This is a genomic window from Lysinibacillus sp. S1, assembly GCF_044986265.1.
GTDB classification, from domain to species: Bacteria; Bacillota; Bacilli; order Bacillales_A; family Planococcaceae; genus Lysinibacillus; species Lysinibacillus capsici.
Genome location: NZ_CP173154.1, coordinates 87,992 through 112,698, shown reverse-complemented (window position 1 = coordinate 112,698; position 24,707 = coordinate 87,992). Strand labels below are relative to the sequence as shown.

The window sequence follows — 24,707 nt, the reverse complement described above, 5'->3', positions numbered from 1 at the left end:
CCAACTTCCATCACTAGAGGTGCATTTTGTATGTATTTTGGCATTATTCCACTGATTCTTTTCATCGTTTTTCTTATTTCTTACTTTAAAGACCCAAGAAAAATGATCAACGGACTATTATTTAATCTATTTGTCTGTTCATTTCTGCTATTCTGCGTCATTCTATCTTTAGCATCTGACCATTACTTTTTAAGGCTTATTGTCATTATTCCACTGATTGCTCTTTTCATTTTAATTCCTTTTGGTATTGTTGCTTTAATGTTTGGTTTATTTTTAAATGCGAGAGTATTAATGAAGCGAGAAGGTAGACGTTTAGCCAATTCCTTAACATTACTTGTGGCGATTGGCATTTTACTTTTTATCCTATTACCGATTATCAATCCAGCGAGTTTGTTTTCAGTCCACCTCCAGCCCATTTTTGGTGGAATTTCACTCATTACGTTTTATTTTTTTATCCATTTATCCAATTTTTTATCTGCTTATTTTCTCTACCAATTCAATCGCCCTCGATTGAATCAAGACTTTATTATTGTACTAGGCAGTGGATTAATTAATGATAAGGTGCCTCCACTTTTAGCTAGTAGAATTCAAAAGGCAATTGACTTCTATCATAAGCAAGCAGCAGTGACTACTCCACCTACCATTATTTTCTCTGGTGGACAAGGTCCTGATGAAAATCTACCCGAAGCTGAAGCGATGCAACGATATGCAATAGAAAAAGGCATTCCCATTGAGCATACACTTCAGGAGAACCGCTCTGTGAATACCTATCAAAATATGTTATTTTCTAAGCAGCTCATGGATGATCGGAAACAGGGTGAGGCCTATAACAGTATTTTCACCACGAATAATTTCCATCTTTTTCGTGCGGGTATTTATGCAAGACTTGCGGGCTTAGATAGTCAGGGCATTGGCTCTAAGACAGCCTTTTATTATTGGCCAAATGCGATGATTCGTGAATATGTAGCGATTGTTGTAATGGCACGAAAACGACATATGAAAATGATTGGACCTATTGTAATCATTTCGATTGCGCTATCTCTATTCAGCTTTTTCTTTGTATAGGTTCTAGGAAATGGATTCGTACACTTTTTATAAAAAGTGTTACGAATCCTTTTTGATGCTATCATACCCAAAATTTCTTCAGCTGTTGTTCATATAATGTCTCATAGTAAAGTTTTCGAGGATAGCGTTGTTCTTGTAATACCTGATAGAGAATGGATTGACCTTCCTCATAGCGAATCCCCTCATCACAATTATCAAATAGTTTTCGTGTCAGCTGTCTTACTAGGTGAACATCTTTTGTGTTCACTCTCCAGCCAAATTGAATTAAATCCAGCTGATCGAGCGGATCTCGATAAGTATCAAGTACCACACAGACATGTGGTTGCTGCTTATTCGCAAATACTAAAACATGTCCTGTATGAATGGATTGACCAAAATAACGTTCGTAAATCTCTGCTATCGGTACTTGGATTTCAAGCACATCCATGATCGTCTGTAAAGTTGGATGTGCTATATAGTCATCACTTGTCTCATCTGGATATTCAACCAACTCCATGATGGAAGCCATCATCCAAAAATCATAGGTCATTTCCAATCACTCCATTTATTTTTATTGTGGCAAACGGTTAATCGCTTGTTCCACCGTCTGAATAAGATAGGCTAAGTTGGACTGCCATTCTGGCCAACTCTTGGACTCTTGCCATAATTCTACAATCTCTCTACTACCATGTTGATCAGGTACTTCATCTCTAATGTCCTGTAAATACCGCAATATAAAGGTCAAAGAGCTTTCATCTACTACCCATTGTATTTGTTCATCCTTACTTTCTTGACCATAAATGGTTCCTTTATCCAGATATTGACTATAAAGCTCTGCCAAAGCCAGGGCACTTATATCGTAGAAAAAATCTATATCCTCCAATGTTTTACCAAAAAAGCCTTGCTGTTTCATAGCCTGTACAATATCCGATAATGTTAGCTGATTGGATTCCTTATGCTGTTCCATAAACTCCCGCAAAAACGCCACTACATCTAAACCTTCATCACTTTCCAATGCTTTGTATCCCCAAGCCCCCATCTCACTGCACCTCTCTTATTTATTCTAGTAAAGCTCTGGTAAAAGTAAAATCTGCACGCATGACCATGACAGCTGTTCATTATAGTAGCCGCTCTTAAAATTCCTTTGCTATATCAATAATCCTCAGCTTTATAGGTAGGAGCCAAAGTAAAACTTCATCTTTTCCTGTGAATAGCCATCCTGTCCTCTCCAAGTCGCCATTGACATAAAATCAGTTCCACGTCCACGCTCCTTGCGATAATCATCCTTTGATACGAGTAGTCCCGCATAACCCCAGATTTCCATGACCACATCTCGTTCATGTTGATTGGACTTGAAAACATCTTTCCAGCGCTTTTCAAGCTGTCTAGCTGCATCTGTGTCGTTACAGGATTCTATTGCTGCTACCATCTGTTGTAAGATGGCTACGTCATCCTCACTTACATTCAATGCTTCTTGTTCTTTCACTAGGCATTCTAAGTCTAGTAAACAATAGATGAGCCAATTGAGGCGAACTCCTCCCCACTTGATGCGTTCAAAATTAAGCACATTTAAATCTTCATTGGCATACGTAGCATTGGACATGATTTTCCGCTCATTACAGTAGCCACAGCCACTATAGGAGACCAATGCCACAGGTTGTTCATCATACGTATGCATTGGTAAATCATGCGTAAGAGCCCAGCTCGATAAGGCACTGCGTAAATGTACTTTGCGCGTCGATAAGCTATGCAAAAATGCCTTTACCACAAGCTCCTTTGTTAAGAATTTCTCATGAAGCTGTTGCAATCTTTGTACACATTCATCATGGGAAATCGTTAATCGATCAAACATCAAGCCCTTACTTTTAGCATATTGAAAATCTTCTTCTGTATAGGTATAACCACCTGAACGCCATCCACCAGATTGCCAATAGGTTTGCATTAATATTTTCCTTGCTTTTTGGTCCATTATTCTCTCCTAGCTAGCACTTTAATTTTTCTTGTAAGGCTAGTGCCATCTCTTTCCATGGTCGCTTCCAATCGGAACTCGCTATCTCTTCCTCTGTTAGTGCTAGCCAATATTCTCCTTCCATTAGCTCAAACATGTCTATCATGGTAATAGGGGCACAAACTGGATTAGCTAATGCTGCGAGCATAGGCTCGGGGCCATCATCCCAGTTATAGCTATTGACAATGGCATGTAAAATAACAGCTGATGATACCTTGCTTATGCGCTGGCACATTGTATTGAGAGAATCCTCGTATAAAATGGCATCAKCTTGCTGTTGTTCTTGTGCATTCAAAGTTAGACGGATTGCACCTGGTGTATCTACCAATATATCAGCGATTCTTGCATGCTCCCTKGCCGCAAACCAAGCTGKAGCGGTAATCCCCTCTGGCTCAGATAAATTTACACCCTTTGCAAGTAGTAAAGAAATCACTTCTTTCTGCTTAAACTTTACCGCTTTTTTCAGTGCTGTATCACCAAGCTTATYTCRTRCCTCCAAGTCTATWTGCTGTGCCAAAAGAAGCTTGATTCCTTCATGTGGCATTCGATTTGTTATAAAAAGCATCAATGGTGTTCTCCCACGTGCATCTCGCTCATTTACATCTAATTTAGTAAGGGCCTCCCGAACGACCTCTAAATCCTTGGATTTACTCACTTCCGTCCATTCCATTCGTCTACCCCCTTCAGGAATCCATCCATTGCAGTAATTTCTCAAGTTCATCCCTTATTGGTGCTGATTCTTGCTTTAGTCGCTGAGCAAGCTTCTTGGAACTACCGAATATTCGATATAAAACAAATGGACGCTGATAATCTGCTTTCTTTTCAAGTTCTTGTCCGAGTGCCACGAGCAAATCTAAATCCATGATGTCAATGTTCTTTATTGGCTTAGCTGAGTCACTTGCACCAAGTAAAATAGCTACAAACACAGGCATCATCTCTACTGATAAGCCATGTGCTTCAAGAAAGGCGTCCGCATAAGCATCTTGCACGGATTGATGCTCTGTATCAACGAGTAACATATATCGTTGAACAAGTGGAAAATAATCCTTGCTATAAAGCCCTAATCCAAAAACCGCATAGGTGCTGGGCATAGCTGATTTTTCACTCGGCTCAACATCCTGATACCAAGCAAATTCCTCCATAGCAAGCTGGGCATAGTCCGCTAATAAAGGGAAAAGATTTGGATATTGTAGGCAATTGGCGAAAAATTGATGAAGCTTTGATTTAGCTAACTTTTTAATAGGCAGATAATTTTTCGCTTTACTCTTTAAAATCAGCTTATAGCCCTTTGTACAACCTTCTTGTAGCAGTTGAATGATATAGTAAAGGGCTTCACGATAAGCGTTTTCCTCTTCTACCATCACTCGTATATCAATCGTTTGTAAAATATCATTTGCCTGTCCTTCGAATACATCCCGCTTTCTTATACTTTCAAAACGACCGCTTCCTTTTTCCAAATAATTAGCTGCCTGCAGCGAGCCAAGCTGCTTCGCAAGTTCCAAGTATTCTAATCGAGTGGCTGGCTCTTTTTGACCAATCTTCAACGCGACATAAAGAAAGAAATCTAGTTTTTCCTGCTCTAGTTGTTGTACCGAGTCCTCTGTTTTCAATACCCACTCTTTCCTATAATCGCCTGCTTGTTCAAAATAGTGCGTTAAAAAATGCTCCTCTGCCCACTGCTTAAAGGCCATTGTATAATAATAAATCCATTTGTCTAAACGTTCTTTATTCGCCCGATGCTTTTCTTGAAGCCGATGAATAAATGGTTCGACTTCCTCAGCTGTTTGATGGAAAAAATGTGGATTGACCAAATGCTTCGCAAGGAAAAATTCATCATTGTCACTTGGTCTTACTGGTAGCTCTGCCATCACCTTTGTTTCTATAAAGCTTGCCAGCACTTGTTTCGTTGACGCTAGTTTACGATTATTCAACAGCTCCTTTTGATAATGAAGCACCGTTTTATCATGTTCAAATTCCAGCACAACCTCAAAGCAGTAATCAAAAAATCGGGGACCGTATTGCTCAGATTGAAATACTTCCTCTGTTTTAGTACATAAAGCACTAAAAAGCTCTTCAATATGCTGGACATCTGTAAATTCTTGTATGTATGAACCCGCTTCCACCTTATAGGAGCTATCACTCCAACTAAATGGCTCATAAACATCTATAAAGATTGTGCCATTAGGACTTTTTCCTTTTTTCCAGGCAACTTTCAAATATTGAAGGATGCCTGCTTGTAACCTACTTTGCTCTTTCAGCCCTGTTATTCGTTTACTCTCTTGTTGATAAACAGCCGTGATTTGCTCCCACACAGCCGCTAGAAAATGCTCTACACACTGCTTCACTTTACATCCTCCCTTTCTATGGATTAGAGAAAAATCTCCCGCTAAAGCCTTAGCGAGAGATCCATCTTATCCGATTGTTTTCACAACCGCTCCTTCTTGATTTTTAATATGTGTCTTCAAAATTTGAAAACTTACACCAACTAAAGAAGAAATAGTGAATTGACTTTCTTGCGGTATCAGCCTCTGACTTAATTCTTCTACCGCTGCCTTGTTCAATGTGATCGTAATCTCTTGACCATTCTCTGAATAGCCTATTTGAGGGCCTGCTTTAAATATTATCGTTATTTGTTGACCGACTAAGGTAAGATCTTTATCTWTCAGAATACGTCCACGTAATAATTTACTAATGACAGCTGCTTGCTTTGCTCCAAGTTGAACAACATTAGACGGTTTGTTAAACCAGCTCTTTTTTTCTACTTCCCAAGCAAGTTGATCTACGAAAAGAAACCCCGTATTAGAGCCATCTTCCTCCATTCCTCGCACAACTGCCTCGGCAACTTCAGGATTTTGTAGGAGAGAAGTTCTTGTTAAATCCGTAGTATAGCTTGGTATTTGCTTCATGCCAGCCTGTAGTACACCAAGTGTATTCCATGTCTGCATCGCTTCTAACTCATCCTCTGAAATACCGACCATTTGGATAAACTCCATCTTGCCATTTGGTGTATCGATTTCAGCAAGCTCTGGATCATGTGTAAAGGCTAGTGCCGTTAATTGTGTGTCGGCATCGAGGCAAATCGGACCATTTGCATCCAAATAATCTCCCGCTCTAAATACATTACCACTATTAAACACATATCTGCCCATATTCTGTAGTAAATTCAATGCCCAAGCAGGTGGCTCGTCCTCATCTAGTTGACGTACTAGTCGAAATGTTAATTCAAATCCATATCCACTATAGTCCTTGTTTTCAAATTCCTTTTCATATAGTTCCGAGAAGCCATATGTAACAAAATGCCAATGCGGAATGGATGTTTCGCTTTTATAAACACTAATTCCATCTAAAGGATCTTGTCCTCCCAGTGAATAGGGAATCAAAGTTCCATAATGCTTTGGCTCCTGCTCACCATATACCTGTGCTAATGCCTGATCAATCGCATCCCAGCCAACTGCTGCTATTTCATCACTCATTTCCATATCCTCCTTGCTGATATCACTCGTAGAACGTACGTATCTATTATTTATGATAGCAATTTTATGGTGACTCTTTTAACAGGAATAGGACTCATTTTCCAGTTTCCAGCAACTAGGTTTATTGACATTCTATATGGGGTAAATATGACTAATATTGATGACGCCTTAGCGTAATTGCGTTCATTTTTTTCGAGCTTGCTCGAAAAGTATCGGGACACCATTGAATCAAAAAATACAATTTGTACATTTATCGCACCACTGATAAAGAAGGGTGTTTTTCGCTGAAAGATAAAAAGACAATCCTCTTACAAAATAGAAGATTGTCGCATGAGTGTCTATTTTACTATTTAAACGTCAGGTAGTGCATCTTAACCATATAGCATAGCTGGCTCACGAACCKTTTGTAAATAATCTGCCAATTTCCCTGCAAATACTTTCTCTAAATACGGTAATTGCGATAGGCAATGAGGCGTCATTAATGCTGGGTTTTGATATATATTTAGCCCTCCCACCTTTAGTAGCGTCGCTACAAACTTGGAACAAAAATAAGCACGCTCTCGTCTCACTTCCTTTTGCATCACCACACCAAAAAGTCCGATAAAATTATATTTATAGCGATCTCGATTCCAGTACATATAACGGACAATTTTCATCATGTCTAAATATTGATAATGTGATATACGACAGCGATAAATAACACAATCCGCACACTCAAATAGCCCTCTTTCTGCATCCTCTCGTAAAAAGCCCCCACTTAACGGATTGTTCAATTGCCTTCGACCAAAGCTATACATTTCAAATAGCCCCTCATCAAAGGCTATGGATGCATGATTCATCTCCTTGCCCGTATACATGCCGATCGCTTTTGATAATAACGTCCCTGTTTTGGTTAATACTATGTAAATCGTATGTGCCATATCTTCACCTACTTAATATTCTCTCTCCTACTACCAATACGTTTTAAATCTTCAAATGGTTTCGTGAATTTCCTTTTTTTATAATTATACACAGCGAATCTTAAATATTTCCTAGTAGAACCTGAAGATTTTCTTAAGATTTAATAGGCTGGAAGTATTTTTAGAATTTGGTTATGACGATGAAAGGATGTTGATTTTTTTACTACCTTTATTTATATGAGCTTAATTGTAGTGTTATGTGTGAAGGGGTCGTGAAAATTTTTTCTACTGCACGTAATCTATTTGTCCTTTTTATTAAAAGACGCTACTCACGTCCTGTTGTTGAAAAAAGGTGATGTCAACGGCAGAAAAAGTAATTTTGAAAGGCAAGGGGTTGATTTCCGTTCCGCCAGCGTCCTTTCCAGGGGGCGTCCCATGAGCCGCTTCACTCACTTTCGTTCGCTCCAGGGTCTCATCTGTGACGCTAAAAACCCTAGGAGTGACGCTGGCTCCACTCCAATCAACCCTTCTGCAAAAGTGTCTTTACTTTTTTCATCCTTGCATAGCAATCAAATAGTCCAATATCTGTATTCTTAGGAGGATAGGATTTTTATTTTCAATGTGGAGAAGTGATGAGTGACAACACCCCTCCATAAAGAGGAATGAAAACCTTTGCTAAAAAAAACATTTTTGTGGGTTGGGGTGAAAGGCTACTTGACTACCATGGGATAACGAGACAGGCAAGCCACTAAACAGAGGAAGCTGCTCTACGCTCGCCCACAGGAAAGCAAGTAGCCTGCAATGGAAACCACTTTCACTTTTCACAAAAATGCTATGGATGGTTTTGTTTTTCAACACTATGACGCTACTCAATATTGAGTAGTGTTCACTGAGTAATCATGCATTTAAATCCGTTATGGCTGGGACATTAATTTCTTTTACACAGGAGACTGCTGATAGATTAATTACACATTGCACAAGAGAGACAATATCTTGTACGGGGATTCGTGTACCTTCATATAAATGAATGGCTTTTTCCGCTCCTTCTTCATAGGGTACTTCTGCTGCCAGTTCACCAGGATTAATGCATGTGACAGAAATTTTATCTTTCCTTAAATGTTCACGTAGTGCATTTGTAATGCCCCTTACGCCGAATTTAGATGTGACAAATGAAACTTGTGCATTGTTTGTGTGATCTAAGCCTGCTGTAGATCCAATTAAAATAACCTTTCCCTGCTTCGCTTGTCTTAAGTTGGGTAAAAGTGCCTGAATATATGTAATAGTAGAAGTTAGATTGATATTGATTAATTTCGAAATATCCTCTACTTCATCCTTATCAAATGTATAATCATCTTCAAAACCACGCTTTTCCCATACACCCACATTATAAATTAATACATCGAGCGGAATGCCTTGTAACACTTCTTTTAAAGTGGAAATTTGTTGTTGACTAGACAGATCGATGGATAACCAGTGACGATTTACTCCATCATTTAGCTCTAAACTATTGGGTCTCGTTCGTGCTACCATCCATACTGTATCTCCTTTGACAGGTAACCCCTTAACAAATGCATCTCCCAATCCTTGGCTAGCTCCAAAGATAATAAAATTCCTACTCATATTACCATCCTTTCTCATGACAAAATGTAATGAAAATGTTGTTGATCAATATATCCTTAAGTGAAAGGAATTTCTGCCTTTCAAAATTATCGCTACTAACTGAAAAGAATGAATAACTTTCACCTTATTTGATCTTAACCTATTTAATGCTATTAATCTCTTTTTATCACTTGAACTTGCCGCTGCCTCTTTTACGATTGTTGTATGAAAATTATTGTGAAGAGAACCTACAGCAGTGACAGTTACACAGCATATTTTTAGAAAAATTAACCTTATTTTACTTTTCATCAATCTCTACTTTACATTTGTTAGTCATTACCAATAAAATTTATTGATTAAACATGCTCTCATTTTGTGGGTAGTGGTTAAAGCAGGTGAATGCTGAAAAGAAAGCTTTTATACAATTACGTTCGTTTCATTTTTTAGTGAATCACCTACCTGTCTTTGCGAATAGTTTTGAGAATAAAAAAACTCCCGAATTAACTGCAACAAGAAGCCATCGGATGTTGAAAAAATAACAACACCAGATGGCTTCTTCGTTTACAGTTTATTCATTGTCCCAAATCGGATAATATGACTCGTAGATTGGGTAGCTATAATAAGGTGGTCTTACGCCAATGGTTGGTGTTAACCAGGTGTCATTCAAATAATGGATCTCAAGTGTAGACGCTTCATTTTCTAATAATCGCGTAACTTCTGGGAAAAATTCAACCTCCATTTTCAGTCCTCCTGTTTCCTTCACGGCTTGTTTGGATGTTTAACACAAAAAGCTAAGCTTTCATAGTATATGTTGAAAAGGAGGGATTGGTTATTACTAATCCGAATGACAAGGACTATCGTGAATTATTAGCACAAATCCACTTTTATCAAAAGTGGTTTGAGGACAATAAAAAGGAAGATCCATACCCGCAATATCCTGTCTATGGAAAGATTACGCAATATAAAGAAGTGCCACTGACTCAACCTGAACAAAGACAATTACGCCAACCGGGATTGGAAAGCTTAATGGTTCCTAAGCCCATCATAGAAAATCCTCATTATAAAGGGAGTGGTAAATTAAAGGGAAAAGTTGCGCTTATTACTGGGGGTGATAGCGGGATGGGTGCAGCTGCTGCCATTGCCTTTGCGAAAGAAGAGGCCGATGTGGCCATTGCTTATTTAGATGAGCATGAAGATGCGCTAAGAACGAAAAAAAGAGTTGAAGAATTAGGACAAAAATGTCTGCTGCTTCCTGGAGATCTTCGCTTTAAAAAACAATGTGTAGACATTGTTTCCGAAACGATGAACACTTTTGGTCAGTTGGATATTTTATGTAACCATGTTGGGATTCAATTTCAGCAAAATGAGCTGACAGACATCACGGATGAACAGTTTGATGAAACCTTTAAATTAAATGTATATGCTCACTTCTATACGACAAAAGCCGCTCTCCCTTATTTACGAGCAGGAAGCTCCATTATTGGCACTGCCTCCGTTGTGGCTTATGCTGGAGAACCTTTACTCATCGATTATTCTGCTACAAAGGCGGCTATCGTAGGCTGGACTCGTTCCCTAGCTAAAAGCGTTGCCAAAAAACAGATTCGTGTCAACGCGATAGCCCCTGGCCGTATTTGGACACCACTTATTCCTTCTAGCTTTTCCTCTGATGAAAACGCCTTACATGGAACTAATTTATTTAACCGAATGGCTCAGCCCTTTGAAGTCGCCCCTACTTTTGTCTATTTAGCATCAGATGATTCGAGGCATGTTACAGGGCAAGTCTTGCATGTAGATGGTGGCGAATCAACCAATTCATAATCGACATTATATTTAAAATATGTACTAAAAATTTTCTATTAAATGAAAATATAAATTCATTCATAGCAGACAAGGAAAAACCACCTTTTTTATCCATGATGCCTAGGATTATACCTATAATAAAAGCTTTACACCCTTATTTCAATTACTTTTCAATTTACTTACAGTGGTAATGTTCTTAAGTTCTTTCACATACATTAATGTCGGGATAGCACCTTTAACATCGCCCCCAAGATGTTTTTGTACAATGCTATCCCTTTTTACATACTCTGTTTAGTTGGAGATTTCCCCAAGTTTTAATTCATTAAAAGCCGTTGCATTGTTCTTGGGAAGGTTCTCCTCATTCCAATCATCCTAATAGGACTGTGCGGCATTACATAAGCCACTGCGATTTAAAACCGTTGTGACTTTTTGTTTGTATTTTCGATTGAGAAAGTCCTATCATTATGCTGCATGTTTTACTAGTTCATGTTGTAATCAGTAAAAGTGCTCTTTAATTTTTAATTTTCACAAATAAGTGTCATCAAAATAGTTATTGATAGTGTTCCAGGTWTTTTCCTTCTTCGAAAATTTCTTGTGCACTTAAGGCTGTCCAATCCTCTGGTGTTTGATCAGGATGCAAGTCAAGATAGGATTTAACCATCTTATAGCCTTCACTGTAACCATAATTTTTCGGTAACCCTTTTCCACCATATAAGATGTCTGAGGTACGATTACTGTCGTACTTATGTAAATCAGGTTCTACTTTAGACCATAATTCCTTGTTGTAAGTTACATTCTTCGCTGTATAGCCGTAGTCGGGATAAACGGTTTTTTCAAACATGACCGCTTTTCCTTCAAAGACGATATTATCCAATACCGAAGCTCCGACATCTTTATTGAAATATTTTTCCGCCCAAACGCTGTGATGGTATTCGTGGGCAACAGTTGACTTTATACCATCATCCAAAACATTTAGATTAAGCGGGAGGATTATTTTGCCCGCTCCAACTGCGAAGGGTATTCTATTATTGGCTGCTGAAGGGAATACACAAACAGCTACATCGCTTTGAGAGGGTAAGAGGTCTGCGGATTTCAATAGCGATTCTTGAATGAGTTGATTGATTTCTGCTTTATGCGTCTCCATTTTTTCACTCACCATTTGTATTTCTGTTAGCCTGCTAGGAACCGTATTAAGCAGAGTTTCTGCCATATGATAATATTCCCCATTTTCAAAACAATCCTGGTAGATCGGTTGAATAACTTCCTTTTTATACAGATCCAGAGTTTCCGAGCTTGAAAGATTCGGATTCTCTTTGACCTTTTCCATATACGGATAAAACAGTTGATTGGCATGAATGATTTTGTATTTTTGTTTGGTTTGAGGGTGCTCAAATGAGAGCACCATCTCTTCATCATCTGTTATTTGCTTTTTCTCATGAAGTTGGCTCTCACTTTTTTCTGTTGGTGTACAGGCAGCAAGCATAAGTAGTAAGAGACCTAGAATAAAGGTGATTCCCTTTTTAAATTTCATCCATTCTCCTCCCAATCGTTAATAACTAAAAATTCTTTATAACCCCATATATAACTTATATTACCATAAAAATAGTAATGAAAGAATGATTGATTTGTCAGTATTTAGTTAGCATCTCCACAAACGGAGTGTACGATTTTGTGAAGGTAAGAACCTCTAGCTACGCCTTTCATATATTATAGTGAAAGGAGTGGCTATTGTGCCTTGGCAACATAAAATTCCGTATTTAATCGGTCAGCCTGTTGGTGTTTCTTTTACAAATGGTCAAGGAACTTCTGGTGTCCTCWGTGGCGTATCAGGAGGAAAACTGCTTGTTCTTGAATATTTGTATCAAAGTCAATTTGCCTTAAAGCAATACGACCTTCATATGATTCATGATGTGAACGGCTTCCCCCCTTGTCATACGCAGCAGCCGTTATACTAAAAAAACATCCTAGAACGGATGTTTTTTTACATCGTGTTGAATACCAAAACAATTAGTAGTATTTGTTTCATTATTCTTGATGCTATACAGGCTAACAACTAACTCAAGCTACTATTCCATCATAATAATAAAGTAAAGCTTGCACCGCTTTATTCCCGAATGAAGGGACAACTCATTTTTTCTCTACTCGCTAATACCCCCCTTTTGTCCAATACATACTTTAAAAGAAAGAAAGAAAGGAGGTGTGTTTCATGAGTTACTGTAATTTCAATAATTACTGTGGCGGGGACAATGGAAGCGGCAATAGCTCTACATTCGTGCTTATTGTTGTACTATTCATCCTTCTTATTATCGTTGGTGCTAGCTTCATGTGTTAATTGATCGTCTTAGGCTTTAGCCTCTGTTCCATTACAGAAGCTAAAGCCTTTTTACCATGAATCGCTACCACAGCTATTCAAATCTCCTCCCCTTTTCGTTTTTTTCTAGCTCATTTATTTTTACTCACAATTAAAAGTTAGTAATTTAGATAGATAACTATCTTAAACCGCTAGCTTCACATAATAATAGTAGTGTAAAGTTCTTGTAACTTTACTTTACACTCCTTTTTGGTACTTGGGGTCACTTTCGTCCGAGTGACCCTGTTCTAGCAGCACACATTTAGTTTCTCCTTTTCCCTATCAAGCGGAATCATCGGAACATTCCTACAACAAATTCGTTTTTATAGGAAGGAGGAAAACAATGGGAATTAATTTAAATCTCTGGTCATTTATCTTATCTTTGGGCTGTATTCTATTATTTTTTCTATCAGGTTCAATGAAAGACTTCTTTGACACCTATCTTCATTTCCATCCATTACTGTTGACACTACTCTTGTCTATTGCCTGTTTCTACCTAAGCCTGGTCGGTATGAAAAATGTTAAAAATTTAACGACCTTGCTTCGAGGAATTTTAACAATGGTCATTACACTTATTGTGATGATTAGTATTTCTTTTATTTTACTTTTTGGTACCCTTTTAAGTTAAAATGACCTACCCCCACATTATTTTAATACAAGCCTCCTTGACGAACGTTTGTTCTATGGTTAAACTATTAGAAAAGGAGGCTTTTTTATGCAAGAAACAACGAATATTGAGTTAGTACATTTCTCTGAAAGCTATGTAGAGCAGTTAAATCGTTTTGAATTACCTGAAGAACAACACCAATTTACGGCACTTCCTCAAGAGATTTCAATCGAGAAGGTCGGACAGTATCCAATTGTGATTTTAAGTGGTGGCGTACCTGTCGGCTTTTTTGTGCTTCATGCAACGGACAGAGTCCAACAATATTCTAGTAATCCTCAGGCAATGTTACTAACTGCCCTGTCCATCGACCATCAGCAGCAAGGTAGGGGCTATGCTAAAAAGGCTATGTCTGCACTTGCTGATTTTGTGAAGCAGGAGTTTAAAGAATGTAATGAAGTAGTGTTAGTCGTCAATCATAAAAATATAGCTGCACAGAATTTATATGTCAAAGTGGGCTTTATGGATCATGGAGAAAGAAGAATGGGACCTATTGGTGAGCAAATCGTTATGAATTTGCCATTGTAAAGAAATCGTCACTCATTTGCTTTTCAAAATGCGAGACGTACCTTACAAACAACGAAATTCTATTTTCCCCTACCATCTCTAAGAATTTCATTGTTACACCTCCACTCCCTGGCATATAAGCTTTTCCTTCACGAATTCAACTGCTATGGGGCATGTTTGTACAGTATAATAAAGTCAATTAGCTATAGAAAAGGTGGAACTAGACATTGAAAAAAGAGATGTGGCTATGGTTATTAGGAATTTCTCTACTAGCTGGATGTAGTGTTACTGTTCCAAACGAGACAGTAAACACCCCTGCTGAACAGGTCTCATCACAGCTGGAGATACAGCATGAGGCTCCATTGATCGCCGTTTCCGATGATGAGAAGGTGAGATTATTTGCACGAAATGAAGCACAAAATGAAATTACAGAGGTAACTTTAGATATTGATGGTAAGCGGAAAAATTTTGACTGGACAATCCCTGATACAGGAACTAAACCTCAGTTATTCTATACAGATCTGACAAATGATCATAAGGAAGAGGCTGCTATTATTATCCAAACTGGACGAGGGACAGGCCTCAATCACTATGAGATTCATGTGGTAAATGGAGAGGATTTATCGGAGATGAATGTCCAACATTATGAAGACATCGTTGCACATACTATTGAATCAACGATTACGAAAAAGATGATGGCACATTAGCGATTACGATGAAAGCACAGGGAAAAGAATCTACATTTGATTATGACTTTGATCCAGCACCAGATATCAAGCAAGCGCAACTTGCTTTCGGTGGTGTGGTTATTTATACAGTAGAAAATCAAAAAATAATGTTAAACATCCCTGGATCGATTGGCATCTCACCTATTTATGTAGCCGATGTTCGTATTACCTATCAATTTAATCGTACTAACAATGAGTTTCTTGTTGAGCAAATTGATGTGAAACCTATCGAGAAATAAAGCCGCCAAAAGCTGACCACTCCTGTCATCAGCTTTTGGCTTTTTCGTCGTAGACGTAAGCCTAGGCATTGTGTAAATGTTTATTCATTAGCTCTTCGACTTGTGTTTTTAACGCTTGATTGGCATAGCGTAGTACCTCATCATTGCCTGCGGTAGCCACCTGCACATCACTAAAATAATCATCAATTCGATGCCAGCCAACTAATCGTATTTTTTGTTGGGCGAGCTGACGTTTTAATTGAAAATAATCTTTGTGTAGCTGCTTTAATAAAGCATCCATAGCAGGTAAAAATACACGCTTCATCTTAAAATGCTCCGCCACTGTTAGATCGTGCTGTAAGGATTTCACAGCTAAATCAAGCAGCAAATATTGATGTAATAATCGTCGTTGCTCTCCATTAATCACATCCATCATCTTCTATACGAGCAGCATAAATGTATCTTAACGGGATGTGCTTCGTTGTGGTAATGGTTTCTAGTAGCAGCTGGTCCTCGTTCATCGCTTGAATGGTACCTCCCCATTGCACATAGTTACCATGTTCCCATATAGTTAACATAATATAGTTATGCTGTGTGAATGCTTGTGTGATTATTTGCTGTAATTCTTCAAGCTCCCATTCAGCATGTTCCCGAGGCAACTCTGTCAACACCTCTTGTTTCCATGCCTTCAAAAGCATTAAATGCTCTGGTAGCATCATCGCTGTCCATTTCATCGTTCCTCTATCTCTTATCATTTTTTCCACTCCTTATGCTAAATGCCCGCCCACTAAGCGATTCCGTGAAATAGCTGTACCAGCKCTGGTATAGGAGGCTGCGCGTAATAAGGCCACCACTCCATATTTTCTACGAATCGCATCCATGACATGACCAATGACCTGTCGCTGGTCCTTACGCTCATCAAATAAATCAAGCTGAATACTACGCTCTGCCTCTAAATTTGTCAGTCTAACAGATAATTGACGCGCTGGCTCACCCGCAAAATGCTCATCTAGTAAGTCCAGACAAGTCTGATACATAACAAGGGTCTCATTGGTTGGACTTTCGATGGTTCTTGAGCGATGGAACCCCTTCGTCATCGCATTGCGACTGTAAGAGAGCCCCAAGCTAACAGTCCGCCCGACATAGCCTGCTTCCCGTGTACGTCGCATCACATCCTCACACATTTCTAGGAGTACAACTGCAATATCCTTTCGTGTGTGATAATCCTTCATGAGCATTTGGCCCTTCCCAAAGCTTAATGCCGCATTGTTCACCAATGGCTCACCTAATGTGGAGAGATCAATGCCCCATGCATGGTAATAGTATTGATTACCCATAATACCAAAGCGCTTTTCTAATTCGGCTAAATCGGCATGGGCTAATCCACCGACTGTTTGAATGCCCATCGCATTTAAATTGGCTGCCATCTGTTTCCCAATCCCCCACATATCAGATAAAGGACGCACTGGCCAAAGCTTTGTTGGGACATCGGCATAGGTCCATTTGGCAAAGCCTGTTTTTTTTGCCTCTAAATCTAATGCTAATTTAGCCATCAACATGTTTGGTCCCATGCCAATGGCGGACGGAATGCGAAACTTTTCATAGATGTCTTCCTGAATCAATTTGGCTACCTGCTCAGGCGAACCCCAAAGTTGCTCCGTGCCTGTTAGATCTATAAAGCTTTCATCCACACTATAAACATGGATCGCCTCTGGAGGGACATATTGTGCAATCAGACGCGTAATGGCCATGGACATCTCTAGAAAAAAGGACATTTTTGGTTCAAACAACTTAATATCTGGATGTTTGGGAATTTCATAACGCCGATTCCCTGTTTTAATGTTAAATTTTTCTTTCATCACTGGTGATGCAGCCAGCACAATACTACCAGGTTGTTCAAAATTACCGATGATAGCAATTGGATCTGTCAGCACATCTAGCCCTTCTAGCATGGCAATACAGCTTGCATAAAAGCACTTCATATCAATACAAAAAATATCTTTCTGTGGGAAGTCGTTGTAATTCATATCACCTCAGACTCCCGTTGGAGAATGGGCAGAAGTGCTAGAACATTGTTAATATGAAACGTACGCTTCGCTAGCCTTGTAAAACAAAAGGCGGTAAAGGAATCACCTTTAATGTGGATGATTTTCACGCGCCTTTTCGTAATGGCACCTGATTTCGCTATATACATCATGTGAACGATTTGGTGACGATGCATGGCTTTTATCAACTGTTCTTTCATGTTGAATGCTCCTTTACTGACTCTGTTTGCGTTCATGTTGAACAGAGTTTTTGATAACTAAGAACAAACGTTTGTGTTTTTATTATACGCACGTATGTTCTGAAATAGAAGTGGTAATTTTAGCTAATTTTTTATCCAGACAGAGGCTGACTGTAGCTAGGCATTTGTGTAAGTCTAGAAGTACCTAAAACATAATCTATGATGATGAATAGCTCAAATATCGATTATAACTCCCCTTCTGCAGCGTTCACTTTTGATGTCAATAAAAGTACGCTTTTTAAAAAAGACTCCCGAAATTACATTAATATTCTCGGTGTGGAACAATTAAATACATTAGAAAATACATCTTTGCTTGATATTTTTTTAAGTAAAGACAATGTCATCGAGCCACATTACCATCAAAATGCTGCAGAGCTTGTCTATTGTATTGCAGGAGCAGCAACGGTTTCTATATTGAATCCCTTTACCAAGAAAATTCAAAACTATCCTATCAAGCCTGGGCAGGTTGCGAATGTACCACAGGGCTGGTGGCATTATGAAGTAGCCACAGAAGATGACACGCATCTACTTGCTATTTTTGATGCGCCAACGCCAGAGGTCATTTTAGGCTCTGATATCTTAAAATTCACACCAGCCAATATTATGGCCCATACGTATTGTTTAGATGAAGAACAATGGAAGAAAACGATTGCACCGATTGTTCCTACGACTTATATCGGACCAGCAAAAGGCTGCAATCGTGTCCAATCAGCAACCGATCAAGCCCCTTATAAACCAACCATGCCACAGCAATATATGAAACCATGTCCATATCCTTATCCCTATCGTTACCCTCCTATGTACCCTTATGGCACCTACTATTAGCGACCTCTTATACATTTTTTATTGTAAAAGATGAATAGAATGTCATTTACTGCTACATCCTAATCTTAAATCAACCTAAGAGTTAGGAAGTGTCAGGATGACAATGATAAATGAAAATCTAGCATCGCTACGATTTAAGGAGGTTTTCAAGCTTTGGTCACAGCTTGGGATCAATCAAGGCTATATTGCTTCCAGTCATGCTTTTTTTAAGCATACGCGTGATAAAAACTTAAAAATCCTTACATTGGAATTTATTCAATGTTTAAAAGAGGAAAATAAACAGCTAACACTGCTATTAAAGGAAAACGGTGTGCTGGCACCAACAGCATCAATAGAATACAGTAAAATGAAAATAACGGATATTCGTGGGAAATCTTTCATTAATGATGGCGAAATAAGTGCTATTTTATCGATGAATATTGCCTCTTCTTTGATTGCCGTAAGCCAAGCTTTAGAGCTGGCAGTAAAGAAAACACATCTAACCAAATATAGTGAACTCCATATGCGTTATGCGCTACTTGGAGCGAGATTGATTGACCTAAGTAAGAGTAAAGGCTGGTTATTAGCCTCTACACACTAAAAAGAAGCCTCCGTTTTAATAACTAACGGAAGCTTCTTTTTTTAATCTTTATCGATTTCTCACGAACAGTAGCTTATACCATTGATTGACTAGGAATGGTAACACCGATAGGCTATAAATAAAGCCTAGCTGTGCTGGTGTTAATGGAGCTACCTCAAAGACCGTTGTAAGCATCGGCATAAATAAGACCATGTGTAAACTTAGCACACCAATGATAAAGGCGAACCACGTATATTTATTCGAAAATACACCAATCGCAAAGATGGATTGTTTGGATCGAGAATTAAAGCCATGCACTAACCTTGACAGGCATAGTGTTGTAAAGGCCATCGTGCTTGCTGTTAACGTATCGCCTGTCGATAAACCGATTTGAAACGCAATAATGGTGGAGATGGCGATTAATATCCCTTCAAGCACAACTTGTGTGGTAAATTTTTTATTTAATAAAGGAGTATGAATGTTTCTAGGCTTGTCCTTCATTGTTTTCTTATTATTTGGCTCTAAACCGATGGCAATAGCAGGCAGACTATCTGTTAATAAGTTGATGAATAGAAGATGGACAGGTGCAAAAGGAACAGGTAAGCCCAGAACCGTTGCATATAACACGACAAAAATAGCGCCTGCATTTCCAGATAATAAGAACAGAATGGCATTTTTAATATTTGTATAGATGCTACGGCCATTGGCGATTGCTTTAACAATTGTTGAAAAATTGTCATCCGTTAAAATCATGGATGAGGCATCTTTTGCAACCTCTGTGCCTGTTACGCCCATAGCCACCCCAATATCTGCTTGCTTCAAAGCAGGTCCATCATTGACACCGTCTCCTGTCATGGCAACCACATGTCCTTTATCCTGCCATGCTTTAACAATTCGAATTTTTTGGGCTGGTGTAACACGGGCATAAACAGAATAATCCTGTACTTTCTCTTGCAGCTCTTGATCAGTTAAGCCTTCGAGCGCATGTCCCTCTATAGCTTCAGCTGGATTTTGCAAAATACCAATTTGTTCGGCAATCGCGGTTGCTGTTATTTTATGGTCTCCTGTAATCATGACGGGTTTAATACATGCCTTTATACAGCTTTCCACAGCCTCTTTCGACTCTTTTCTTGGAGGGTCCATCATCGCTACTAAGCCGACAAAGATTAAATCTCGTTCCGCTCGTGGATCGACTTTTTGTAGAGGCAATACCTCCTTATAAGCAATGGCTAACACCCTTAAACCATTCATAGAAAAATCACGATTCACCGCCTCGATTTTCTGGCGATGCTGCGGGGTTATCTCAAAAATACCTGTTGATGTTTTGATTCGTGTCACTTTTGGTAAGAGTACATCCAGAGCCCCTTTGGTAATCATGATGGGCTGCTTGTCCATCTGATTGACAGTGCTCATAAGCTTCCTCGTCGAATCAAATGGAATTTCAGCCAATCGTGGATATTGCTCACGTATCTTCAATTCATCTAACCCATACTGTTTCCCCAATTTCACGAGCGCAATTTCTGTAGGATCACCAATTTCTTTGTGGTCACGCTCGACAGCGTCACTACATAAAAGAGCTTTTACCATTAGTTCTTTTTCCACTGGATTTACTGGATTGAGCCAATCATGAGGAATTTTCTTCTGGTCCACAAAAACTTCCTGTACCACCATTTTATTTTCTGTTAAAGTACCTGTTTTATCAGAACAGATGACCGATACACTCCCCAAGCTTTCCACAGCATAAAGCTTGCGGATGATCGCATTTTCCTTTGCCATCTTTTGGGTGCCAAAAGCTAATACGATGGTCACGATAGAACTTAAAGCCTCAGGGATAGCCGCCACAGCAAGAGATACAGCAAACATAAAGGATTCTACTAAGGCTCGTCCTCGGATAAGATCAATCGTAAAGATTGCTAAACAAATCAGCGTAATCCCTAAGGCTAATTTTTCACCGAATTGATCGAGACTAATTTGTAATGGCGTTTTCTTTTCCTTGGCTGTATCGAGTAAATTCGCAATTTTTCCGATTTCCGTCTGCATCCCAATTGCCGTAACCATCACGATGCCACGTCCATTGGTCACAAAGCTTCCTGAGTACACCATATTTTTCTTATCCGCAATGGTGATATTCTGCTTCCGAATGGGGTCTGTACTTTTTGCCACAGCAATTGATTCGCCTGTAAGAGAGCTTTCGTTGATGTGTAAATTATGGCTTTCTAGTAGTCTTCCATCCGCATTAATATAATCTCCCGCCTCCAACATCAGAAGGTCCCCTACTACAATTTCTTCAGAAGGAATTTCTACTAGTTGATTATGACGCATGACCTTGGCAATGGGAGAGGTCAATGCTTTTAGATTATCTAATGATTGTTCGGCCTTCACATGCTGCACTGTACCTAAAATGGCATTTAAAATAACCACGATCATGATCACAATGGTGCTTTCTACTTCTCCTAGTAGAAAAGAAACGAAGGCAGCAACGAGTAAAATGATGACCAATAAATCTTTGAATTGGCCCATAAAAACAGCCAACGTACTTGTCTTTTTCCCTTCCTCTAATACATTATAGCCATAGACTTGTTGCCTCTTTTGGACGTCATCATCAGTCAAACCTTGCGTGGTGACGTTCAATATCTTCATGACTTCAGCAGTTGATTGTTGATGATATTCAGTCATTGAGTTCTCCTTCCATTTACAAGATTTGAAAGTCTCCTACTATTTTTCTTAAAAATAATATTCGCTCTTAAAATCTCAAACTCCTCAAATCTGTAAATTCATTAACTACAACAATCTATTCCATAGGTAATTAGAGTATGCTAAGAAACCATAGAGAATTTAATTTTGGGAAGTGTACGAAAATAGATTCATCAAACCAATTAAAAAGGTATTGGGATGGCTTTCCCAATACCTTTCAGGGCTATCGTTCGATTATGAATGATGATGTGCTGACTGATAATCTACGTGCTGCTCCTGTCCAAGAGGTGCCCTTTTAATAGAAAAGATCGCGCAGCCTAATGCACAAAGAACTAGAATCGTACCAAAGCTAGCTAGGTGCATAACGGACCCTGTCCAAGCAAACATTGCGCCACCAACTGCTGATCCGATAGAAATACCAATTTGCAGGGCAGCTGTATTTAAGCTTTGCTGAATATCCGATGATTGAGGATCCGCCTGAATTAAGTAATTTTGTAATGGCGGTGTCAGTGCCCAGCTCAACGCACCCCATAAAACCGTAAATACTAAAAACAGTGGAAGGGCAATAATTGTATAAGGAATACTAAATAAGACAATGGCAAAGGCTGAGACAATTAAAATTATGGCTTTACTTGTGCCAATTTTATCACTCACCCATCCACCTACAGCATTCCCACTAACAGAGGCAATACCAAAGATTAAGTAACAGATACTAATCCATGAAGCATTCATATCAAATGCCTCTACTAAAAATGGTGTTAAATAGGCATAGAGCATGTAATGGCCCGCTAGCATAAATAGGGTAGTTAACTGTGCTGTCAGGATTTTTAAATTCGCCAGCGATTTAATTTGCGCCTTGAGTGKCACTACTTCTCCAATTGGCATTTTTTCAAGTAATAAAGCAATTAATATCATTGAAATCGTTGATAGGATACTAATACCTAAAAATACAGCTCGCCAGCCAAACGCTTCTGTAATAAAAATACCCATTGGCACACCGATCACCAGCGCAGAACTTACCCCCATAAAAACAAGCCCCAGTGCTTTAGCACGATGGCGAGGCTCTACGATTTTAGTTGTAATCGTTAATGATAAAACAATCACTAACGCTGTACTCATAGCTGTGAAAATACGTGCGATTAGCACAATGATAAACGTTGTACTAAAGAAGGTCATTAAATTTCCTAACGTAAAAATAAATAAAGAAATAAGGAATAAGCGCTTGCGTTCCACCTTGGCTGTCAAGGATAGTAGGACAGGCGCAGAAATCGCATAAACAAGTGCAAAAATAGTAATTAATTGTCCTGCTGTCGCTAAAGACACATCTAAATCCTCTGCAATATTTGGCAGGATTCCACCAACAATTAATTCAACTAACCCTACTGCAAAGGTAGTCACAGCAAGAATATAAACTCTCCAATTCATCGTAATCTCCCCTTCGATACCGTTCATTTTTGTAGGAGATTGTTTTAAAACAAACTAAAAAAATCCTGACTACAAAAATGAAGCAAAGTTTTGTAGTCAGGATTTTATGGTTCCTGGTAGAGACCCTCAATCCATATTATTGAGGTTATACAGATCAAATATTTACTTTAGCTATAGTAGCACATCAAAATTTCATTGACAATAGCTTTTTTCATAGAATTCATTGCCTCTAAAAATCTTTTTGGCAAGAGAAAATTTCGATTTTCTGCTTATATTTCGACGAATTTGAWCATATATATAAACATACAATAACTATTTTACGAGGTGATTGTTTGCGTATAGTAGGATTTGTCTGCTATTTTTTAATACTATTTTATGGCGTAGAATTAGTAGAAGAAGCGTTCACAAATGAAGAACCAGCAATGCAATCTCCCATGAAAAGTAAGCCATCGCCCATCAAGGAAACCGTTGAAAATTCAAGGATTTGTGTCTATTATCCCACTTATAAAAGCTGTACCGATTTACCCCAACAATAAAAAAGAGGCTACTCAATGGAGTGACCTCTTTTTTCATCATTTTGAGCCAATATGAAAATGACTAAATGGATATAGTATTAATTTCGATTCACCATATACAGCATCCTCTGAAATTAAACCATAATGGCGACTGTCACTACTTTTTAGGCGATTGTCACCAAGCACAAAATACATGCCCTCTGGCACTTCTTTTTCATTCACTAATTGTTCCAATGTAAAGTTTTCCGTAATGCGTAATTGATTAGGATCATCCGTTTGACGGTTCACATAATCTTCTTTATATGCTTTGCCATTGACGTACAATACATCATCTTTCATTTCCACTTTATCCCCTGGAAGCCCAATGACACGTTTAATATATAACTCATCTTCGACAGGAGATTGGAAAACAATTTGATCAAAACGCTCAATTTTACTTGTTTTGCTTACAATAATAATATCCTTATCGTGATAAGTTGGATACATAGATGCTCCCTGTACTTTAATCGGCGCAAATAAGAATTGCTTACAGCCAAAAACAACAACAGCTGTAATGACAATAATTTTGATGTAGGATAATATTTCTTTTTTAAGATTGGATGTTTTTTCCGCTTGCATGCTCATTCCCCGATACTGTTTTTTTAATAGTATAACATTTTCTCACTATATATTGACGAATGAATCACACAAATTGTTTCCTATTCATAGAAAAATAGACAAGGCTACAAAGTAACATTGTCTAGAAATTGATATTTTACTGTTTCAACGTTATGAATGGTTAGTTTGTGTAGCAGAGTGATGCTGCTCGTTTAATAAATCTACTGCTAATACGATACCCACTGGTAATGCAAATGCTAATAAAATTGTGCCTACAATCATCACAATCACTCCTTTAACCATTTCTAATGTCAGTATACACTTAATTTTCTGATATTTCAAGAAATATCGAAAAATGATGAATAACAGCAAAAAAATCATTCAACTAGGCATGCACCCTACCTGAATGATTTTTTATCCCTTACATAAATAATTTTAAACATAATACTTGTAGGCCTCTAATTGCTGATTGGACTGGATTTTTTCGCACTTTACGTTTAGGTACATAGCTTTGCATG

The 24,707-nt window shown here is 38.5% G+C and carries 28 protein-coding genes and 1 riboswitch; of the genes, 10 read left to right on the top strand and 18 right to left on the bottom strand.

Translation table 11 applies throughout. From position 1 onward, the window contains the following. Positions 1–30 precede the first annotated feature (30 nt). Entirely contained in the window at positions 31–1,065 is a 1,035-nt protein-coding gene (locus ACHZEU_RS00590; RefSeq protein ID WP_048392508.1) for a YdcF family protein, read from the top strand. Positions 1,066–1,126: 61 nt separating this feature from the next. On the opposite strand, the gene ACHZEU_RS00585 is transcribed toward ACHZEU_RS00590, so the two are convergent. From ACHZEU_RS00585 to ACHZEU_RS00545, 9 genes are all read right to left on the bottom strand, one after another. Then, positions 1,127–1,594: a hypothetical protein gene (locus ACHZEU_RS00585; protein WP_103118297.1), complete on the bottom strand. Its 468-nt coding sequence runs from the start codon at positions 1,592–1,594 to the stop codon at positions 1,127–1,129. Between the two features lie 21 nt (positions 1,595–1,615). After that, positions 1,616–2,059 (bottom strand): DUF4259 domain-containing protein, encoded by a 444-nt coding sequence (locus tag ACHZEU_RS00580; protein WP_404803887.1) that lies wholly within the window; start codon positions 2,057–2,059, stop codon positions 1,616–1,618. 153 nt (positions 2,060–2,212) lie between these two features. Further along, positions 2,213–3,013: a hypothetical protein gene (locus ACHZEU_RS00575; protein WP_404803886.1), complete on the bottom strand. Its 801-nt coding sequence runs from the start codon at positions 3,011–3,013 to the stop codon at positions 2,213–2,215. A 13-nt stretch (positions 3,014–3,026) separates the two neighbouring features. Further along, a complete protein-coding gene (locus tag ACHZEU_RS00570; RefSeq protein ID WP_404803885.1) occupies positions 3,027–3,722 on the bottom strand; it encodes a DUF4274 domain-containing protein in 696 nt (231 codons plus the stop codon). 13 nt (positions 3,723–3,735) lie between these two features. Beyond that, positions 3,736–5,397: a DUF6138 family protein gene (locus ACHZEU_RS00565; RefSeq protein ID WP_404803884.1), complete on the bottom strand. Its 1,662-nt coding sequence runs from the start codon at positions 5,395–5,397 to the stop codon at positions 3,736–3,738. A 66-nt stretch (positions 5,398–5,463) separates the two neighbouring features. Continuing rightward, positions 5,464–6,525 (bottom strand): suppressor of fused domain protein, encoded by a 1,062-nt coding sequence (locus tag ACHZEU_RS00560; protein ID WP_404803883.1) that lies wholly within the window; start codon positions 6,523–6,525, stop codon positions 5,464–5,466. Between the two features lie 371 nt (positions 6,526–6,896). Continuing rightward, positions 6,897–7,445: a hypothetical protein gene (locus ACHZEU_RS00555; RefSeq protein ID WP_404803882.1), complete on the bottom strand. Its 549-nt coding sequence runs from the start codon at positions 7,443–7,445 to the stop codon at positions 6,897–6,899. A gap of 876 nt (positions 7,446–8,321) precedes the next feature. Further along, entirely contained in the window at positions 8,322–9,044 is a 723-nt protein-coding gene (locus ACHZEU_RS00550; RefSeq protein ID WP_066037249.1) for an SDR family oxidoreductase, read from the bottom strand. 547 nt (positions 9,045–9,591) lie between these two features. Next, positions 9,592–9,762 carry a hypothetical protein gene (locus ACHZEU_RS00545; RefSeq protein WP_167444824.1) on the bottom strand — a complete coding sequence of 57 codons (171 nt, stop codon included), beginning with the start codon at positions 9,760–9,762 and terminating at the stop codon, positions 9,592–9,594. Positions 9,763–9,854: 92 nt separating this feature from the next. Here ACHZEU_RS00545 and ACHZEU_RS00540 point away from each other — a divergent pair, with 92 nt between their 5' ends. Continuing rightward, entirely contained in the window at positions 9,855–10,841 is a 987-nt protein-coding gene (locus ACHZEU_RS00540; protein WP_036076497.1) for an SDR family oxidoreductase, read from the top strand. A gap of 532 nt (positions 10,842–11,373) precedes the next feature. On the opposite strand, the gene ACHZEU_RS00535 is transcribed toward ACHZEU_RS00540, so the two are convergent. Further along, positions 11,374–12,354: a DUF2268 domain-containing putative Zn-dependent protease gene (locus tag ACHZEU_RS00535; RefSeq protein ID WP_404803881.1), complete on the bottom strand. Its 981-nt coding sequence runs from the start codon at positions 12,352–12,354 to the stop codon at positions 11,374–11,376. Between the two features lie 199 nt (positions 12,355–12,553). On the opposite strand from ACHZEU_RS00535, the gene ACHZEU_RS00530 reads away from it, so the two are divergent. The 6 genes from ACHZEU_RS00530 to ACHZEU_RS00505 all read left to right on the top strand — a co-directional run bounded on the left by ACHZEU_RS00530 (position 12,554) and on the right by ACHZEU_RS00505 (position 15,311). Beyond that, a complete protein-coding gene (locus ACHZEU_RS00530; protein WP_404803880.1) occupies positions 12,554–12,778 on the top strand; it encodes a hypothetical protein in 225 nt (74 codons plus the stop codon). A 251-nt stretch (positions 12,779–13,029) separates the two neighbouring features. Continuing rightward, positions 13,030–13,155: a YjcZ family sporulation protein gene (locus ACHZEU_RS00525; RefSeq protein WP_103118307.1), complete on the top strand. Its 126-nt coding sequence runs from the start codon at positions 13,030–13,032 to the stop codon at positions 13,153–13,155. 361 nt (positions 13,156–13,516) lie between these two features. After that, on the top strand, positions 13,517–13,801 hold the full coding sequence (locus ACHZEU_RS00520) for a hypothetical protein (RefSeq protein WP_036076476.1): 285 nt from the start codon (positions 13,517–13,519) through the stop codon (positions 13,799–13,801). 87 nt (positions 13,802–13,888) lie between these two features. After that, positions 13,889–14,365 (top strand): GNAT family N-acetyltransferase, encoded by a 477-nt coding sequence (locus ACHZEU_RS00515; RefSeq protein WP_048392488.1) that lies wholly within the window; start codon positions 13,889–13,891, stop codon positions 14,363–14,365. Between the two features lie 206 nt (positions 14,366–14,571). After that, positions 14,572–15,051, top strand: coding sequence for a hypothetical protein (locus ACHZEU_RS00510; RefSeq protein WP_404803879.1), 480 nt, complete (start codon positions 14,572–14,574; stop codon positions 15,049–15,051). Between the two features lie 8 nt (positions 15,052–15,059). Then, complete coding sequence (locus tag ACHZEU_RS00505) at positions 15,060–15,311, top strand: hypothetical protein (protein ID WP_404803878.1); 252 nt, start codon at positions 15,060–15,062, stop codon at positions 15,309–15,311. A 61-nt stretch (positions 15,312–15,372) separates the two neighbouring features. Here ACHZEU_RS00505 and ACHZEU_RS00500 read toward each other — a convergent pair whose 3' ends face one another. From ACHZEU_RS00500 to ACHZEU_RS00485, 4 genes are read right to left on the bottom strand one after another with little or no spacing between them, the layout of a single operon-like run. Beyond that, entirely contained in the window at positions 15,373–15,726 is a 354-nt protein-coding gene (locus ACHZEU_RS00500) for a hypothetical protein (RefSeq protein WP_009370358.1), read from the bottom strand. Further along, on the bottom strand, positions 15,710–16,045 hold the full coding sequence (locus ACHZEU_RS00495; protein WP_009370357.1) for a YolD-like family protein: 336 nt from the start codon (positions 16,043–16,045) through the stop codon (positions 15,710–15,712). The genes ACHZEU_RS00500 and ACHZEU_RS00495 overlap by 17 nt, the downstream gene beginning before the upstream one ends. Before the next feature lie 12 nt (positions 16,046–16,057). Then, positions 16,058–17,317 (bottom strand): DNA polymerase thumb domain-containing protein, encoded by a 1,260-nt coding sequence (locus tag ACHZEU_RS00490; protein ID WP_404803877.1) that lies wholly within the window; start codon positions 17,315–17,317, stop codon positions 16,058–16,060. Then, positions 17,314–17,535: a transcriptional regulator gene (locus ACHZEU_RS00485; RefSeq protein WP_048392481.1), complete on the bottom strand. Its 222-nt coding sequence runs from the start codon at positions 17,533–17,535 to the stop codon at positions 17,314–17,316. The genes ACHZEU_RS00490 and ACHZEU_RS00485 overlap by 4 nt, the downstream gene beginning before the upstream one ends. A 204-nt stretch (positions 17,536–17,739) precedes the next feature. Between ACHZEU_RS00485 and ACHZEU_RS00480 the strand changes: the two genes are divergently transcribed. Then, positions 17,740–18,399: a cupin domain-containing protein gene (locus tag ACHZEU_RS00480; RefSeq protein ID WP_404803876.1), complete on the top strand. Its 660-nt coding sequence runs from the start codon at positions 17,740–17,742 to the stop codon at positions 18,397–18,399. Between the two features lie 97 nt (positions 18,400–18,496). Beyond that, positions 18,497–18,979 carry a DUF3231 family protein gene (locus tag ACHZEU_RS00475; RefSeq protein ID WP_048392480.1) on the top strand — a complete coding sequence of 161 codons (483 nt, stop codon included), beginning with the start codon at positions 18,497–18,499 and terminating at the stop codon, positions 18,977–18,979. A 48-nt stretch (positions 18,980–19,027) separates the two neighbouring features. On the opposite strand, the gene ACHZEU_RS00470 is transcribed toward ACHZEU_RS00475, so the two are convergent. From ACHZEU_RS00470 to ACHZEU_RS00455, 4 genes are all read right to left on the bottom strand, one after another. Then, complete coding sequence (locus ACHZEU_RS00470; protein WP_404803875.1) at positions 19,028–21,634, bottom strand: cation-translocating P-type ATPase; 2,607 nt, start codon at positions 21,632–21,634, stop codon at positions 19,028–19,030. Between the two features lie 252 nt (positions 21,635–21,886). Continuing rightward, positions 21,887–23,077 carry an MFS transporter gene (locus tag ACHZEU_RS00465; protein ID WP_404803874.1) on the bottom strand — a complete coding sequence of 397 codons (1,191 nt, stop codon included), beginning with the start codon at positions 23,075–23,077 and terminating at the stop codon, positions 21,887–21,889. Positions 23,078–23,150: 73 nt separating this feature from the next. Beyond that, positions 23,151–23,250, bottom strand: a riboswitch (purine riboswitch). Positions 23,251–23,649: 399 nt separating this feature from the next. Further along, positions 23,650–24,210: a signal peptidase I gene (lepB, locus tag ACHZEU_RS00460; protein ID WP_048392477.1), complete on the bottom strand. Its 561-nt coding sequence runs from the start codon at positions 24,208–24,210 to the stop codon at positions 23,650–23,652. Between the two features lie 150 nt (positions 24,211–24,360). Further along, positions 24,361–24,471 carry a hypothetical protein gene (locus ACHZEU_RS00455; RefSeq protein WP_004230560.1) on the bottom strand — a complete coding sequence of 37 codons (111 nt, stop codon included), beginning with the start codon at positions 24,469–24,471 and terminating at the stop codon, positions 24,361–24,363. Positions 24,472–24,707: the final 236 nt, after the last annotated feature.

Excerpts from the sequence above, each read along its gene's own strand:
- ACHZEU_RS00590 (WP_048392508.1), top strand. The coding sequence starts at position 31 with ATGTATTTTGGCATTATTCCACTGATTCTTTTCATCGTTTTTCTTATT.
- ACHZEU_RS00585 (WP_103118297.1), bottom strand. The coding sequence starts at position 1,594 with ATGACCTATGATTTTTGGATGATGGCTTCCATCATGGAGTTGGTTGAA.
- ACHZEU_RS00575 (WP_404803886.1), bottom strand. The coding sequence starts at position 3,013 with ATGGACCAAAAAGCAAGGAAAATATTAATGCAAACCTATTGGCAATCT.
- ACHZEU_RS00550 (WP_066037249.1), bottom strand. The coding sequence starts at position 9,044 with ATGAGTAGGAATTTTATTATCTTTGGAGCTAGCCAAGGATTGGGAGAT.
- ACHZEU_RS00545 (WP_167444824.1), bottom strand. The coding sequence starts at position 9,762 with ATGGAGGTTGAATTTTTCCCAGAAGTTACGCGATTATTAGAAAATGAA.
- ACHZEU_RS00525 (WP_103118307.1), top strand. The coding sequence starts at position 13,030 with ATGAGTTACTGTAATTTCAATAATTACTGTGGCGGGGACAATGGAAGC.
- ACHZEU_RS00520 (WP_036076476.1), top strand. The coding sequence starts at position 13,517 with ATGGGAATTAATTTAAATCTCTGGTCATTTATCTTATCTTTGGGCTGT.
- ACHZEU_RS00515 (WP_048392488.1), top strand. The coding sequence starts at position 13,889 with ATGCAAGAAACAACGAATATTGAGTTAGTACATTTCTCTGAAAGCTAT.
- ACHZEU_RS00505 (WP_404803878.1), top strand. The coding sequence starts at position 15,060 with ATGAAAGCACAGGGAAAAGAATCTACATTTGATTATGACTTTGATCCA.
- ACHZEU_RS00500 (WP_009370358.1), bottom strand. The coding sequence starts at position 15,726 with ATGATGGATGTGATTAATGGAGAGCAACGACGATTATTACATCAATAT.
- ACHZEU_RS00495 (WP_009370357.1), bottom strand. The coding sequence starts at position 16,045 with ATGATAAGAGATAGAGGAACGATGAAATGGACAGCGATGATGCTACCA.
- ACHZEU_RS00485 (WP_048392481.1), bottom strand. The coding sequence starts at position 17,535 with ATGAAAGAACAGTTGATAAAAGCCATGCATCGTCACCAAATCGTTCAC.
- ACHZEU_RS00480 (WP_404803876.1), top strand. The coding sequence starts at position 17,740 with ATGAATAGCTCAAATATCGATTATAACTCCCCTTCTGCAGCGTTCACT.
- ACHZEU_RS00475 (WP_048392480.1), top strand. The coding sequence starts at position 18,497 with ATGACAATGATAAATGAAAATCTAGCATCGCTACGATTTAAGGAGGTT.
- ACHZEU_RS00470 (WP_404803875.1), bottom strand. The coding sequence starts at position 21,634 with ATGACTGAATATCATCAACAATCAACTGCTGAAGTCATGAAGATATTG.
- lepB (WP_048392477.1), bottom strand. The coding sequence starts at position 24,210 with ATGCAAGCGGAAAAAACATCCAATCTTAAAAAAGAAATATTATCCTAC.
- ACHZEU_RS00455 (WP_004230560.1), bottom strand. The coding sequence starts at position 24,471 with ATGATTGTAGGCACAATTTTATTAGCATTTGCATTACCAGTGGGTATC.